Here is a 14,260-nt window from a genome sequence, read left to right as displayed (position 1 = left end):
GCATTAGGCTCTATTTAATCCCAATGCTCGAAGAAGACATTCAAGTCAAGTCGTTTTTGTTACATGTCGATTGTCTATAAATGCATGCAGCTTACGCTGGATATACCATTCCATCACGATTAAATTGGGTACCCAGCATAGCCAAGCGATAGAGGCATAACTAGATTCAAAATTTTCAAAGCCAAATACTACCGTAAACAAAGGGAGCCAAATTCGCAATGTGACAGCTGCGAAGGTTAAAGCATAATTTCTTAGCATCCATTTCTGATGGCCTTGGATATTTCTTTTTTTAATATGGACCAGCGCTTGAAACATGGTGAAGAGCCACCCTATGGCTAATAAAGCAAAGCCTAGCTGTGCTACCCATCCCCCTGTTGCGTTCAGCGCTAAATAAAGTCCTGCCACGCCACCAAACAAAATACTAACCATATAGATATTGCCTAGTAGTCTATGGCGTTTCACATTTTTCTCTCGTAACTTTGATGACAACGTAAAAGGACCGATGACGAGGGCTAATATACCGAATACAATATGTATATAGAGCATGATATACCAAAATGAATGCAATGTTGCACTAAGCATAAGCTTTAATTGAACAAATCCCGCCTGCCGTGCATCGAATAGTAAATATTGAACAACCGAATAGCCTGCTATGAACAATGCCAAGCCACATACAATCCACCACAATTTTTGTTTCATTTTTATAGCTCCTTTCTATGTTAGCGTACCATTCAAATCTCCGATCTTTTAACACAGACAAATAACAGGGCGTAAAAAGCATATAAGTGGACGTTTATCGACAGTACAACGAATTGACCATTAGATAGTGCAGGTTAATAGACAGCCAAAACGCTCCACTCCAGGGTATTTTTCTCCTAAACTTGTAATGTGAAAGCCGAGATTTTTATAAAAGAGGACGGCTTCTTGATCTGTTTCTGCATAAATGGAAGAAAAAGCATGATGTTCTTCTACATACCGAATCATCTCACGTCCAATGCCCTTTCCACGAAAAACGGGCGATACGGCAATATGTTTAATTTCACAGCGATTTGCCTCTCCTTTAACGATTCCTATACAACCGACTAAATCTTGCTCGATGGTATAGCCATACAACACTCTTTCAGGATTTTCGATATACAATGGATATTCCCTATCCACTTTCTTTTCGGAAGTAGCATAGGATAATAATGTTTTCACTTCGGGTTGAATCTTGCTTGAATGGATCATTTTCATGGAATTATACCTTTCTGGGCATTATGTCAACTTACTAATAATACCTTTAAATTACTATAATTGTAAATAATGTATTCGTATTATCATTTAATACTTCCATAATATACTAAAATATTTTCTTTTATGTTATGATCACTTAAAAGTTGAGGAGGGGAGTCCCTTGCTGGTTAAAGGCTATAAATTTAGTTTACCGCCCTTTTATTGGCTACTTTTCATACCCATCTTTTTGGGGACGAGTTACAAAGCATTATTTTTTGATTGGCACATACAAACATATACTTTTCATGAATTAGAAGATTTCGGTCGTTATGTAATGATACTAGCAACAAGCTTGATTGAAGCTTTTATTTATCTACTCATTTTTCGATTGATTGTCTATTTGCTTCAACTAGTATTTCGACAGTCTAATAGAAATCATAGCTAATGAGTAGGAGGAAGAAATTATGACATTTAAGGGTAGCCAACTACTCGGCATACCCTATTTCTTTTTCCACCTCAGCTAGGATTGAAGTGATTCCATGTAATGATTTCCGCTTCATCTACGTTGACATTGCCTAAGCTGAAGAGATGCGGAATATACGCAAAAAGCCCAAAGTTCTTCCCTTTTTCTTTCTCCGTTTGGAAATAGTCTACTGTTGCTGATGGTAGCTGTTCTAGTTCTCTATAATCAGGTAACGACAGTAGTTTTATATCCTCTGCAGCAATTGCCCCTGCTGGCCCTTTATAGTGTTCCTTGGAATACAGGTACATCGCATTACGATTTGCCGCTAGTTTTTGGATTGGAATTTGATAAAACATTAGGCTTTCTCTCTTTGCAATACCAAGCTCTGTTAAAGCCTTATATAGATGACTAGGATGGATTGGTAGGAAATGAACAACATCATTCCACAAGCAATTTAAGTGAGGAATTTCTTTCATGAATAATTTCGGTCTCTCAGGATGATCAAAATATTTTTTCGAATATCGTTCATATAAATGTGGATACATTGCCCCTAACCTATTTAATGGCATAAGCTCAAGACCCACCATTTCCCTTGGAACCATATGATAAACATATCTCTGCATGACAAGCACCTCCACCTAACTAATTCTTCGAACATTTAGAAATTCCTGTTACAATCATTGTATAAATAGAAAGTAGGTGCAAGATGGAATTATTAGTTATCATTCTTATTTTTGCGGGGATTTTTGCTATATATGATTCGATTAGACGAGTTAACAATACTATTTTGGAGCAAACGGAGGAACTAAAGAAATTACGAGAAGAGCTGAAAGGTAAGAATAAAAATTAGAGGGGCTAATACTTTTGCTTTGGATAATCAATTGAATTAGCAATATCAATCAAGACTTCAGCCGTTACTTGATCTGCCACATCTCGATCAATACTAAAGACATATTGCCAATTGTCTCTTTCAAATACAAGTAGATGAAAACCAATTCGTGGATTTTCAATATAGGCTGCCTCACTGCCATTTTTCAACTTAAATACATCTGTTTTATATTTTTCAAATGACATTTTATGCTGAACTGGTCGAACCTTGATTTTGAAATGATTTTGTGGCAATTGATCACTGATCATTACCACCTCCAGCTGATCATTCATTTCTCCTTCTAAATCACTAAACCTTCCAAAGTGATGCGTAAAGCTGATTGGCGGTACTCGTAGGGGTAGCTTCAGCTCTTTATTATAGTGGTGTTCGAACTCTTTTACGGCTATTTCTACTGTTTTATAGCCGATTTCAGGAAGAAATTCTTCAAAAGGTTGTGGCGACTCACTGTCCTTTGCAAAAACCAAATTAAAAGTGGAAACATACGTAAATAAAGCTAGTCCAATAAGAATACGCTTAGTCACATTTTACCGCTCCTCTAACCTATTTAGGTATAGGTTAACCTACAGAATCAGAATTATGCTGACACATAACACTAACATGGCGTAGTCTTATCGTTAAAAATGAACGTAGAGTAGCGAAGTGTCGGTACTACGTTATTCGCGTGAAGCATATTTTCAAGCTCTAGCTTTGTGACCCATTGAACTGCTGTCACTTCCTCCTCCTGAAGTTTTGTGTCACTAATTTCAAAGCTTTGGTCAAATAACCACACGTCGTAAAAATCATTGAAGCAATCACGACGTTCACTCTTTACTAATTGTCCATTGGTCCTCAATAATGGTATCCCTATTTCCTCTTCCACCTCACGAACAGCCCCATCCAAACTACTTTCACCCGTTACTATAGAGCCTCCTGGACATTCCCATAAATGAGGATAATGTTTATTGGGATGTCTTTTTGTTAAAAGGAATTCTCCTTTGTTATTGCGAATCCATACGTGCACAACGATATGGTAATCTTCAGCTGCTAATTTTGTCCCTCGCACATGACGCTTATTTGTTTTTTGGCGATTTTTATCGTAGAGATCCCAGACTTCCATAGAGCACCTCATTTCTGAATTTGAACAAGCACATACTGCTTCGTCCACATTTCCGTTGTCACAATGGAACGTTCCCCATTTTTTTCGAAAAATAACCCGCTCCCCTCTTTTTCAAGAAATGCCCATCCTTCATTAGCCATCATTTGCTGAATGTCCTCGTCCACCTTCTGTATGCCCCTAGCTGAAATGGCTGCGAGGTACCAAGTTGCCTGCTTATCATTGGAGAGCGCCACTAAATCAAAGGGGGATGCATTTAATTTTTGTATAGCTTCCTTTGGTGTAAGGGAATCGATTGGCAAAGGAGGATATAATAATTTATTGCTATCAATAAAGACCCCACTTACTACGAAAAGAGCTACTATTAGTAAACCTATTTTTTTCAAGGTTCACCCTCCTCCTTGTCTGGTTAAGAATCGGCTGCTAAAATTTATCTGTAAAAGAGAGCTTCTATTTTGAAGCGGTCATACTTTAATTTTTTCATTGCTCTTCAAGCTTTTAATAATGAAGAAAAGTTATAGAAAGCATTTAAAACATCTTCTCCTAAAGGATCAGCAAATGCATGATTTTCCAATGGGAAGATGCCTTCATTCTCTAACTGCTCCAAATATTTCTTGAAGCCTTGATCTATAGCCTCCATATACCCCTTAAGAGAAAATTGATAATTAAATATTCTTTCGATAGGATAATGACTTTTATGTTCAATTAATATGTATTCACCATCGCTGGAAAAAATATAGTAATCATAGTTTCCGTGACAATCTATTTTTACTTCATTTGTATTACCTTGATAAAAACTGGTGAGCGTGGAGAAAAATTGTGGGATGGCTATAAAGGCTAAACCAGATCTAAAACTAAATAGTTGTTCATCATTTGACACATCAAATTGAATATCACCACCCTCTAAATTAATTTTAATCGTACACATATACTTATTTTTCAAAAATATACCCCCTCTATAAACCTATACATTTCATATTTTACCTTATTAAGTAAATAAACTATAGAAGATGTTATCATTCTGTTTATAAAGATTTAATAGGAGGTGATAAATTTGATCATTAGAAAGGCAACTATAAAGATGCGAAAGGTATTGGAAAAGTACATGTTGATAGTTGGTGAACAACCTATAAGCATATTGTGCCAGCAAAATATTAAAGTAAATTATCCTACGAACAAAAACGCAATTATGGACGCAACAAATTGCTGACAAAACGAAGTATGTACTAGTAGCTGAAAATGAATTAGACGACATTATTGGCTTCACATCTGCAAGTAAAAGAGATTCAAACCCTTCCCCATTCCAATTATGTAGAAATGCTCTATCTTTTAGAAAACTATCACGGAAAAGGGATAGGAAAACAATTGTTGAAGGAAATCTTTCATTGCTTTTATCAAAAGAACTACCAAACTATATTTGTCGAAGTCTTAGCTATAGAATAAAACACGTTATTTTTATGAACATTATGGGGCAAAGCTTAGCAATTACAATTGGTGGAAAAGTGTTGAAAGAGTTAGTGTAAGAATGAAAAGATAACGAAGAAGCTATTGAAAAGCTAATGTAATAAAATTGATTTTTATCGTCAAATCAGGAAAATGTTTTCGAAGATCCCTTATAACGAAGATCATATTCAATTTCAATGAATCTTATATCATTTTTAATCAAGCTAAACATCTTCATGTCTCCTCTGCTTTTTAGTTTCATCATACTGCATTTTTTAGAAGAACCGTACTCAGAAGTTTAGAACTATTCCAATAACAAGTAGAAATGGTAAAAGAGAATGGCTAGGTAAACGTACAACAAGCCTAGCTCTTTACGCATAAAGTAGCCATATATGACTGAAAGCATGTCCTGTGTGGGGAAAGAACATAAATATTTTCAAAAATTCAAGTTTACGTCAAATCCAAATTGTCATTGTCGCTGTTGTTGTCCTTGTTGTCCTTGTTGTCGTTGTAAATGTAAGCCGCCATTTTTACCCATACCACCAAGTTGTCATTATCTCGTCTATGTGACAGATGCTGGGCAGCTCGCAACGCCTGATAATAGAGTTTCTGTGATCGATACCGCAACAAACACAATCGTCGCTACCATTCCAGTAGGATCTGCTCCGCTAGAAGTAGCGATTACACCTAATGGCGCTTTCGGCTATGTTCCAGCGCTCTTCTCGGATAATGTAACGGTTTTTAGTACTGCCACAAACTTGCCAATCGCTACCATTCCTGTAGGCATTGACCCCCTTGGTGTCGCCATTTCACCAAATGGAACACTTGCTTATGTATCCAATCACGGATCGAACACTATATCGGTCATTAATACAGCCACCAATACCGTAACAGCCACTATTCCAGTAGGGCTACAACCTCAAGGTATTGCCTTTACGCCAAACAGTGCGTTTGCTTATGTTGCCAACGAGAATTCCAATTCAGTATCTGTTATCAATACTGCAACCAATACGGTGATTGCTACAATCCCTGTGGGAATTCGTCCTAGATCCATTGTTTTGACTCCAAGCGGGCAATTTGCTTATGTGACAAATGAAAATAGCAATTCCGTATCGGTTATTAATACCACTACCAATACAGTAGTGGCTACCATTCCTGTTGGTACAGGACCTGTAGGAACAGCGATTACCCCTGATGGAACGCTTGTTTACATTGTGAATAAAGGCAATAATACCGTATCTGTCATCAATACAGCCACCAATACGGTGATTGCAACTATTCCTGTAGGTGCATCTCCAGACCAAGTAACCATCTTGCCAGATGGTACTTTTGCCTATGTAACAAATCAAGTAGACAATACGGTGTCTGTCATCGACATAGCAACAAACATGGTAATTGCCACAATCCCAGGATTTAACGGGCCTACTGGTATCAAAACTGGAACAATCTGTCTATAATTACACCAAAAAAAGCAACCGACTACTTCCACCCCATCTTAGAAAATGGGCTGTTTTTTGTCGGTTGCCTGCATTCTTTATAAAGTTAATTATGGCTAAAGTTAGCTTAGTCTTGAATCGCTGCGTCTAAAGCGACCACGATCATGTCATTGAATGTTGTTTGACGTTCTTCAGCTGTCGTTACTTCACCAGTGATGATATGGTCACTTACTGTTAGAACAGCAAGTGCTTTACGGCCGAATTTTGCCGCTAATGTGTAAAGAGCTGCTGATTCCATTTCTACCGCTAGTACGCCGTATTGAGCTAATTTTTCGTTTTGGTGCTCATCTGAGTAGAATAAATCTGCTGTGAAGATATTCCCTACTTGTAAGTTAAGACCTGCATCTTTACCTGCATTGTATGCTTTTAATAAAAGATCAAAGTCAGCGATTGGTGCGAAATCGATAGCACCGCCCCAGATGATTTGGTTCATACGTGTATCAGATGTTGCTCCTTGTGCTAAAATCACGTCACGTACTTTTACATCTTTTTGAATTGCACCACAAGTACCTACACGTATTAATTTTTGAACATCATATTCTTGCATTAATTCTGTTGCGTAGATTGAAATAGATGGCACACCCATACCAGTTCCTTGTACAGAAATACGTTTCCCTTTATACGTACCAGTGTATCCGAACATATTACGTACTTCGTTGTAGCAAATTACATCTTCTAAAAATGTTTCCGCAATGTATTTTGCACGTAATGGATCTCCTGGAAGTAAAATTGTGTCAGCGATTTCACCTTTTTTTGCATTAATATGAATACTCATACTGCAATCCCTCTTTTCTGTCAGTTATCACTATAAATAATACTGTGTTTCTGTCATTTACGCAATGCTAGACGTCTAGCAACTACAAAATTATTTATAGTTTTCGTACAATTATGCTTGTTCCTCATAAAGTGTCCACAAAGTATCAAAGGTCTGGATTGTTAGGTTTTCCGTTGCATAGGTTTCTATATAGTCGGACAACTCATTAAAGTCTGTGCTCTGCTTTGGAAAATTATGCTCATGAAACACTTCCTCTGCAAAGCGTACTTTAGGGTCAGACCAATCGCCACCTCGATAGGTTAGGACATATAAATAAAAACTTTTCTTCATCGAACAAATTCCCCTTTTTATGCATTGGCTTTTCGCTAGTGTATCAAAAAAAATAGCATTCGTCATAAATTCCACTACTACTATATTTTACCCACTTATGATTTTAGAACTATTTTCATGGTCAATCCTGACTTTTGTCATAGTTATTTTATCTGAAAAATTTTAATTTTTAGAAATAAAGATAGAAAAATCTAGCAAAATAAGATAAAATTGAAATCGATTATTTAAAAAATAGGAAGGTGATGGCGATGAAAAAGACTAAAAAAACCCATGGTACAGCGAAAAAACGCCCGTCTCTCTTTACTTTTAGCTTTTTTAAGAAGAGGAAAGCTTCTACACAAGGGGAAACTGGGAAAAATCCCCCTCCTATTAAAGAAAAACGACAACGTTTTTACCATTTAATTCGGGGTAAAGTGCTTATTATGTTTGCACTTCTTATTGTAATTAACGGCATTATGGGTATATTGTCCTATGTCAATATACAAAACTTGCAGCACCAAATGGAAGATTTCACAAAGAAAAATGTGCAGGAGCAACTAACGGTGAATCAACTTGCCTATGAGATTGCTAGACTGACCAATTTAGAGCAATCGTATTTAATTACGGGTAACGGCATTTATTCTACTTCTTATCATTTAAAAATAGATACCATTAATAAAAAGCTAGCCGCTTTGAAAGATCAATTTCAAGATCGCCAAGTGGAACTCGGTCATATGCAGGCAATCGAGCAATATTATAAAAATTACCTTGATTATTCAGATAAAGTCATGACAATGCGTGATGAGCTCGGTCTTGAGCAGGCTCGTAAACTGATGATGGGTGCTACTGGGGAAACAATGAAAACACATATCGATCAAAACATTGAGACCATTAATACTGTCATGGACGATTCCAATAAAACAAAATTAGACAAGCTTAACCAGCAGGTAAATATTTCTATCACTACATTCTTTCTCGTTTCAATCGTTGGCTTTTTAGCGATTGTAATTTTTGGCTTTATGCTATTTAAATCATTAAAACGTAATACACAAGCGATTAATGACTCTATCCTTGATATTGCACAAGCAGGAGGCGATTTGACAAGACGTGTAAATGTGCGTAATCGTGATGAATTTTCGATTATTGCAGCCTCGACAAATACGTTAATTGAGTCGATTTCTAACTTAATTCGACGCGTAAGTGAGTTGGCGGATCATGTATCAAGCAGCAGTCAGGAGCTAATGTCCTTAGCAGATGAAAATGCGCGTACAATTCAGGATATTGCGGATGCGACAGCAGATATTGCGAGTGATAGTGACAATACGATTTCCAGTATGAATAGTGCGCAGCAAAAAATGAGCGACTTAGAGCATTCAATGCATCAATTAAATGAGCAAGCGAGTGCTGTCCATCGTGCCTCTATCGCCATGCAGCAAGCAGCCGATGAAGGTAGCCGCTCTGTGGAGCAATCATCACTCGTCATGCAATCCATTGAAGAAACAATGGCTTCTACAACATCTACTGTGGAGGCGTTAGGTCGTAAATCTGCGGATATTACCTCTATTATTGGTACGATCACGGCCATTTCTGAGCAAACGAATCTCCTTGCTTTAAATGCGGCGATTGAAGCGGCAAGGGCTGGTGAGCATGGACGAGGCTTTGCTGTCGTAGCCGATGAAGTTCGCAAACTGGCAGAGCAATCTCAAAGTGCAGCGAAAGAGGTGACATCGATTGTCACATCTATCCAAGATGAGGTCACATCCATCATTGCTCAAAATCACGAGGGTGTGACAACGGTCATCAGAGGCGTTGAAGTAACAAACGAAACAAATCAATCCTTAGCCAACATTTTATCGCATACCGAAGAAACAACGTCAATCATCGCGGCCATGGTGGATAAAATTGCGACAACGCTTGAAAATAGCAATGCGGTGGCAAGTGACTTCATTCATGTCAATGCCTACGCAGAACAATCTGCGGCCAACACTGTGACATCTGCGGCAGCAGCCACACAAGGCTCCGCCTCCATGCAGGAAATCAACGCTGCAGCCACTGAGCTTGCCCAACAAGCAGATAGCCTACGCAACCTCGTGAGCGAGTTTAAAGTTTAAGCGAACTGAAAGAGAGAGGGAGAACCAATTTTTTATTGGTTCTCCCTTAACTTTGCGGGGCTATCCCCCACTTTGAGCAATCTATCCGCTACTTTTTCAGGTTTATCCTCCACTTGCAGATTTCTATCCAATTATTTGAAGGCTATCCCTCTAATTTGCAGGGCTATCCCTCACTTTCAGCATGCTATCCGCTACTTTTTCAGGTTTATCCTCCACTTTTAGATTTCTATCCAATTATTTGAGAGCTATCCCCCTAATTTGCGGGGCTATCCCTCACTTTCAGTATGCTATCCGCTACTTTTTCAGGTTTATCCTCCACTTTCAGATTTCTATCCAATTATTTGAGGGCTATCCCCCTAATTTGTGGGGCTATCCCTCACTTTGAGCATGCTATCCGCTACTTTTTCAGGTTTATCCTCCACTTTTAGATTTCTATCCTTCTAACCTGCTGTGTCTCATGACCATAAAAAAACCTAGCAAGGAGCTACCTTGCTAGGTTTTTACTATTTAAATAGTGCTAGGTATTCGCCATAGCCTTCCTTTTCTAAATCTTCTTTTGCGATAAATCGAAGCGCTGCTGAGTTAATGCAGTAGCGTAAGCCACCTTGCTCACTTGGGCCGTCTGGGAAGACATGTCCTAGATGCGAATCCGCTTCTTTGCTGCGTACCTCCACACGACGCATACCGTGAGATGTATCGAAATGCTCGGTTACCTGTTCTTTTTCAATCGGCTTTGTGAAGGCTGGCCAGCCACAGCCTGAGTTGTATTTATCGAGTGAGCTGAATAAAGGCTTGCCAGACACAATGTCTACGTAGATACCTTCTGCAAAATGGTCATCAAACTCATTACGGAATGGTGGCTCTGTGCCATTTTCCTGTGTGACATAGTATTGCATCTCTGTTAGTTCTTTTAAACGTTGTTCCTTATTCATGTTTGTTCCCCCAGTGTTGCTCCTGAAACGCTCGACGACCTGATCCAATCGAATAGCGCTCATAGTGCATTGGATTTTTCTTATAATACTGTTGATGATAATCCTCAGCCGGATAAAACGTAGTGGCTGGTAAAATTTTTACCATAATTGGTTTATCAAACTTGCCAGACGCTTGTAAATCTGACTTTGAACGTTCAGCTAGCTCACGCTGTTCTTCGTTATGATAAAAAATGGCCGTTGTGTAGGATTCTCCACGGTCGTAAAATTGACCCCCTGCATCTGTTGGGTCAATTAAAGTCCAATAAATCGCAAGTAGCTGCTCGTAGCTATATAACTCATCATCAAATGTGATTTGTACAGCTTCCACATGCCCTGTTGTTTCCGAGCAAACCTGTTCATAGGTAGGATTTACAACATGTCCACCTGTATAGCCTGAGATTACGGAATCAATCCCAGGTGTTTCGTCAAAGGGCTTGACCATACACCAAAAACAGCCTCCCGCAAATGTTGCATATTGCTTTGTCATTTATTTCACTCCTTATTCACCAGGAACAATAATTTCCAATAAGATTTTATCCTTTGGTAAGTCCAACTCTTTAGCACGTACACGTGAACCAGAGGCAATGTTAATGCGCGATAAATCAATATATATTTCTGCTTTATTCGGATTCACGGTAATCCATGAGGGAAATTCCACCGAATCGCGCATGATTTTCATTGTCGTTTCTGGTGGAATGTTTAATAACCCTACATTCATGCCTGTCTGTTTTAAAATAATATTCCCCTTGTCATCCACAATAGGATCAAAATTCATGGAAATGGGGATTTCCGTATAGAATACCGTCAGTGTGCTACGTAGTTGAATATCATCCCCAATTGTGAAATCAAGTGGTAAAGGTGAGCCTTTCGCTGCATCCTTTAGGTATTTTTTTGAGATCGATTCTAATTCCTTTGTTGTGGTTTGCACCACGAGTACATTTCCTTTGCTTTCACTTTCACCTGCTGAACTCTTCGCAACATGGACGCCATCCACTGGTCTAGTTGCTAAAAAAACGACGAGGAGGATTGCAAAAAGCACTGTGCCCGCTAAGGCGAAAAACGCGACTTTCCATTTATTCATTTTGTCACTCCTCGAAGCCTATTGCCTTGTTAATCTTTTTTTCCATACCACACTGCTCCATTGCTGCTAGTATACGCTCTGTCATTTTTTCATACCCCTTTGCATTCGGGTGGAAAAAGTCTGTATGATAGACGAGCTCTTCATTTGAATCAAACAAATCTTCTACTGATACGTAACAAGCATTGGAATCCTTGCTGGCTACTTCCTCTATCACATTATTCCATTCTGTGATAATCGTATCAAATTCATTCGCCTCATTGGTTACAATCGAAAATGGATTGTAAAAACCAATGAGTAATAAGGGCACTGTCGGATTTTTAGCACGAATGCCTTCTACGATTTTGCTGTAACGTTCCTTGTATGCCAGTAATTCCTTATCAAAAGCATCACGTTTCAGGTTAAATAAATCCTGCCTGACGACCTTCATGACATCATTGCCACCCATTGTTAAGGAAATTAGCTGTGCTTCTTGCAGCTCCTCATCATAATGCCCTTTTTTCACTAATTTTAGTAGCTGATCGCTGCGTCTGCCACGTTTGCCCCGATTATCAACCTCTACTTCCGAAATCGAAGGCCATGCGAGCAATGAATCTGCTAATCTTCCAACATAACCGTCTTGACTATACTCATCACCGACACCATCTGTCAACGAATCTCCCAGTGCCAAGTAATGTAGTTGCTTTGCTTGTTCTTCATCAATTTGCGATAAATCCTCTGCTGATGGCTCAAAAAAATGTTCAAAAATTTGCGTCAACATATTCTTAGATGTTTTTTCCTCATCTTCTGTTTGTTGCTCATCCTGCGGTATATCTTGCTCCGTCCCTGCTTGCTCACCTTCAGGTTCTGCTTGCGGATTCGGTTCATCGATTGATATTGCACAACCACTTAGTACAAAGACGGTCAAACATGACAACATAAATCGCCAAATGTCCATTTGACCACCTTCCATCCCTTTCTATTACTTCTATTATAGAATAGTTCATGCCGCAATGAAAAGTGACTTCCCCTTAGTTCTCCATAATTTTGTGTGCTTGCCAAATTTCCTCAGGTGTATGTATGGAAAAATGTGTGTTTATACAGTGTGCCTTTATGCAGAAGGGATGATAATTAGTAGGATGTCTGATTATTTTTGGTGGCAACGTGATCACTGTTTGATTGAAGCTACTGTTCAACACGATTACTATTTAAAGCCGCTCACGCTCATAGTTAGTCGAAAACTGATCACAGCTAAACAAAAACTGCTCATCTTTGAATAATCTGCTCATCCTGCTAGGAGATCCACGCATAATAAAAAAGCCACTACATTTACTTATGTAGTAGCTCCTTCCTGTTATTCTGCAAAATAAATAAAACCAATTGCTCCTGGACCTGTGTGTGTCGAGATGATTGGAGATGTAAAGGCAATTTCAACATCGTTAAAGCCAGTTTCTTCGATTAGCGCTTTTAATGGGTTGCCCATCGTTACTAGGCCATCTGCATGGGAAATGCCGACTGCCTTAACTGTTTTTCCAGCTGTATCTGCTTGGAATTGTTTAAATAAAAAATTAACTACTTGTTTATGACTACGTACCTTTGACACAGGATTGTATACGCCACCTTCAAGGTTGGCAATGACTTTGATGTTTAGGAGGGAACCGATAAAGCCTGTGCCTTTACCAATTCGACCGCCTTTGATTAAGTTTTCGAGCGTGTCTACAATAACGTATAAATGTGTATTGTCTCGTACCTTTTCTAAACGTGCCACGATGTCCTCCACAGTGGCGCCTTCATCTCGCATGCGGATGGCCTCTCGTAGTTGGATAGCTAAACCAATCGCGATAAAGCGTGAGTCAATGACTGTCACATCGGCGTCTGTCATTTGAGCTGCTTGACGAGCTGATTCTACTGTGCCACTCATACCACCAGTCATATGGATGGAGATAATTTGATCGCCATCTTTACCGAGCTCATCATATAATTCCTTAAATTTACCTGGTGCTGGTTGTGAACTTTTCGGTAAATTTTTTGCATTTTTCATTAAGCCTAAAAAAGATTGTGGCTCTAAGTCCACTCCATCTGTATATGTTTGACCATCAATTTGAATCGTTAAAGGCACGATATGTATGCCATGTTGTGCTACTTCTTCTTTTGTTAAATCACAAGTTGAGTCCGTTACTATATGAATTCGTCTCACTTCGACACATCCTTTTACTTCATTAAAATTTATTATATAGACTAATGAATCATTATGTAAACATGACATTTGTCATTAGACAAAGCTCTGTCCTAGCTAGCATGTAAACGCTACCTTGGATACTATAGCGTTTTCACCTACCTCTTGTCTATCAATGCCCCTCAAAGAATATGACAGGCTTATGACATTTTTGATATGAACTATATGACAAATGTAAATGTTCATCTATAAATTATTGGGGTAT

General features: G+C 38.6%; 18 protein-coding genes. 4 read left to right on the top strand and 14 right to left on the bottom strand.

Annotated features, from left to right (window positions below; all coding sequences use genetic code 11):
- Positions 1-45 precede the first annotated feature (45 nt).
- The 3 genes from NYE73_RS12205 to NYE73_RS12195 all read right to left on the bottom strand — a co-directional run bounded on the left by NYE73_RS12205 (position 46) and on the right by NYE73_RS12195 (position 2,298).
- Positions 46-699, bottom strand: coding sequence for a DUF2306 domain-containing protein (locus NYE73_RS12205; RefSeq protein WP_259950697.1), 654 nt, complete (start codon positions 697-699; stop codon positions 46-48).
- A 120-nt stretch (positions 700-819) separates the two neighbouring features.
- Positions 820-1,233, bottom strand: a complete 414-nt coding sequence (locus NYE73_RS12200) for a GNAT family N-acetyltransferase (protein ID WP_259950695.1) — start codon at positions 1,231-1,233, stop codon at positions 820-822.
- Between the two features lie 495 nt (positions 1,234-1,728).
- A complete protein-coding gene (locus tag NYE73_RS12195; RefSeq protein WP_259950693.1) occupies positions 1,729-2,298 on the bottom strand; it encodes a group-specific protein in 570 nt (189 codons plus the stop codon).
- An 83-nt stretch (positions 2,299-2,381) separates the two neighbouring features.
- Between NYE73_RS12195 and NYE73_RS12190 the strand changes: the two genes are divergently transcribed.
- Positions 2,382-2,525: a hypothetical protein gene (locus NYE73_RS12190; RefSeq protein WP_237900703.1), complete on the top strand. Its 144-nt coding sequence runs from the start codon at positions 2,382-2,384 to the stop codon at positions 2,523-2,525.
- A gap of 5 nt (positions 2,526-2,530) precedes the next feature.
- On the opposite strand, the gene NYE73_RS12185 is transcribed toward NYE73_RS12190, so the two are convergent.
- From NYE73_RS12185 to NYE73_RS12170, 4 genes are all read right to left on the bottom strand, one after another.
- Entirely contained in the window at positions 2,531-3,085 is a 555-nt protein-coding gene (locus NYE73_RS12185) for a hypothetical protein (RefSeq protein WP_103118080.1), read from the bottom strand.
- Between the two features lie 71 nt (positions 3,086-3,156).
- The gene (locus tag NYE73_RS12180; protein ID WP_259950692.1) at positions 3,157-3,660 is read right to left on the bottom strand and encodes an NUDIX hydrolase; all 504 of its coding nucleotides are present in this window, start codon (positions 3,658-3,660) and stop codon (positions 3,157-3,159) included.
- 8 nt (positions 3,661-3,668) lie between these two features.
- Positions 3,669-4,043 (bottom strand): hypothetical protein, encoded by a 375-nt coding sequence (locus NYE73_RS12175; RefSeq protein ID WP_066036826.1) that lies wholly within the window; start codon positions 4,041-4,043, stop codon positions 3,669-3,671.
- 104 nt (positions 4,044-4,147) lie between these two features.
- Positions 4,148-4,600 (bottom strand): hypothetical protein, encoded by a 453-nt coding sequence (locus tag NYE73_RS12170; protein WP_066036827.1) that lies wholly within the window; start codon positions 4,598-4,600, stop codon positions 4,148-4,150.
- Between the two features lie 374 nt (positions 4,601-4,974).
- On the opposite strand from NYE73_RS12170, the gene NYE73_RS12165 reads away from it, so the two are divergent.
- The gene (locus NYE73_RS12165) at positions 4,975-5,100 is read left to right on the top strand and encodes a GNAT family N-acetyltransferase (RefSeq protein WP_244205730.1); all 126 of its coding nucleotides are present in this window, start codon (positions 4,975-4,977) and stop codon (positions 5,098-5,100) included.
- A 566-nt stretch (positions 5,101-5,666) separates the two neighbouring features.
- A complete protein-coding gene (locus tag NYE73_RS12160; protein ID WP_066036829.1) occupies positions 5,667-6,557 on the top strand; it encodes a beta-propeller fold lactonase family protein in 891 nt (296 codons plus the stop codon).
- A gap of 106 nt (positions 6,558-6,663) precedes the next feature.
- On the opposite strand, the gene deoD is transcribed toward NYE73_RS12160, so the two are convergent.
- Both deoD and NYE73_RS12150 read right to left on the bottom strand, forming a co-directional pair.
- Positions 6,664-7,371 carry a purine-nucleoside phosphorylase gene (gene deoD / locus NYE73_RS12155; RefSeq protein WP_048395686.1) on the bottom strand — a complete coding sequence of 236 codons (708 nt, stop codon included), beginning with the start codon at positions 7,369-7,371 and terminating at the stop codon, positions 6,664-6,666.
- A 111-nt stretch (positions 7,372-7,482) separates the two neighbouring features.
- Entirely contained in the window at positions 7,483-7,701 is a 219-nt protein-coding gene (locus tag NYE73_RS12150; RefSeq protein WP_048395688.1) for a YozE family protein, read from the bottom strand.
- Positions 7,702-7,949: 248 nt separating this feature from the next.
- Between NYE73_RS12150 and NYE73_RS12145 the strand changes: the two genes are divergently transcribed.
- On the top strand, positions 7,950-9,791 hold the full coding sequence (locus NYE73_RS12145; protein WP_103118074.1) for a methyl-accepting chemotaxis protein: 1,842 nt from the start codon (positions 7,950-7,952) through the stop codon (positions 9,789-9,791).
- A 503-nt stretch (positions 9,792-10,294) separates the two neighbouring features.
- On the opposite strand, the gene msrB is transcribed toward NYE73_RS12145, so the two are convergent.
- The 5 genes from msrB to NYE73_RS12120 all read right to left on the bottom strand — a co-directional run bounded on the left by msrB (position 10,295) and on the right by NYE73_RS12120 (position 14,016).
- Positions 10,295-10,723, bottom strand: coding sequence for a peptide-methionine (R)-S-oxide reductase MsrB (gene msrB / locus NYE73_RS12140; RefSeq protein ID WP_048395692.1), 429 nt, complete (start codon positions 10,721-10,723; stop codon positions 10,295-10,297).
- Positions 10,716-11,249: a peptide-methionine (S)-S-oxide reductase MsrA gene (msrA, locus tag NYE73_RS12135; protein ID WP_048395693.1), complete on the bottom strand. Its 534-nt coding sequence runs from the start codon at positions 11,247-11,249 to the stop codon at positions 10,716-10,718. The genes msrB and msrA overlap by 8 nt, the downstream gene beginning before the upstream one ends.
- Before the next feature lie 12 nt (positions 11,250-11,261).
- A complete protein-coding gene (locus NYE73_RS12130; protein ID WP_048395694.1) occupies positions 11,262-11,843 on the bottom strand; it encodes a YpmS family protein in 582 nt (193 codons plus the stop codon).
- Positions 11,844-11,847: 4 nt separating this feature from the next.
- Positions 11,848-12,777 carry a GDSL-type esterase/lipase family protein gene (locus NYE73_RS12125; protein ID WP_233732703.1) on the bottom strand — a complete coding sequence of 310 codons (930 nt, stop codon included), beginning with the start codon at positions 12,775-12,777 and terminating at the stop codon, positions 11,848-11,850.
- A 396-nt stretch (positions 12,778-13,173) separates the two neighbouring features.
- A complete protein-coding gene (locus tag NYE73_RS12120; RefSeq protein WP_036080608.1) occupies positions 13,174-14,016 on the bottom strand; it encodes a DegV family protein in 843 nt (280 codons plus the stop codon).
- Positions 14,017-14,260 lie beyond the last annotated feature (244 nt).

It is taken from the genome of Lysinibacillus sp. FSL K6-0102 (assembly GCF_038003545.1).
In the GTDB taxonomy this organism is placed as follows: Bacteria; Bacillota; Bacilli; order Bacillales_A; family Planococcaceae; genus Lysinibacillus; species Lysinibacillus capsici.
The sequence above is the reverse complement of the archived record's forward strand: the minus strand, read 5'-3'. Positions and strand labels throughout refer to the sequence as shown.

Excerpts from the sequence above, each read along its gene's own strand:
- NYE73_RS12205 (WP_259950697.1), bottom strand. The coding sequence starts at position 699 with ATGAAACAAAAATTGTGGTGGATTGTATGTGGCTTGGCATTGTTCATA.
- NYE73_RS12200 (WP_259950695.1), bottom strand. The coding sequence starts at position 1,233 with ATGAAAATGATCCATTCAAGCAAGATTCAACCCGAAGTGAAAACATTA.
- NYE73_RS12195 (WP_259950693.1), bottom strand. The coding sequence starts at position 2,298 with ATGCAGAGATATGTTTATCATATGGTTCCAAGGGAAATGGTGGGTCTT.
- NYE73_RS12190 (WP_237900703.1), top strand. The coding sequence starts at position 2,382 with ATGGAATTATTAGTTATCATTCTTATTTTTGCGGGGATTTTTGCTATA.
- NYE73_RS12180 (WP_259950692.1), bottom strand. The coding sequence starts at position 3,660 with ATGGAAGTCTGGGATCTCTACGATAAAAATCGCCAAAAAACAAATAAG.
- NYE73_RS12165 (WP_244205730.1), top strand. The coding sequence starts at position 4,975 with ATGCTCTATCTTTTAGAAAACTATCACGGAAAAGGGATAGGAAAACAA.
- deoD (WP_048395686.1), bottom strand. The coding sequence starts at position 7,371 with ATGAGTATTCATATTAATGCAAAAAAAGGTGAAATCGCTGACACAATT.
- NYE73_RS12150 (WP_048395688.1), bottom strand. The coding sequence starts at position 7,701 with ATGAAGAAAAGTTTTTATTTATATGTCCTAACCTATCGAGGTGGCGAT.
- NYE73_RS12145 (WP_103118074.1), top strand. The coding sequence starts at position 7,950 with ATGAAAAAGACTAAAAAAACCCATGGTACAGCGAAAAAACGCCCGTCT.
- msrB (WP_048395692.1), bottom strand. The coding sequence starts at position 10,723 with ATGAATAAGGAACAACGTTTAAAAGAACTAACAGAGATGCAATACTAT.
- msrA (WP_048395693.1), bottom strand. The coding sequence starts at position 11,249 with ATGACAAAGCAATATGCAACATTTGCGGGAGGCTGTTTTTGGTGTATG.
- NYE73_RS12130 (WP_048395694.1), bottom strand. The coding sequence starts at position 11,843 with ATGAATAAATGGAAAGTCGCGTTTTTCGCCTTAGCGGGCACAGTGCTT.
- NYE73_RS12125 (WP_233732703.1), bottom strand. The coding sequence starts at position 12,777 with ATGGACATTTGGCGATTTATGTTGTCATGTTTGACCGTCTTTGTACTA.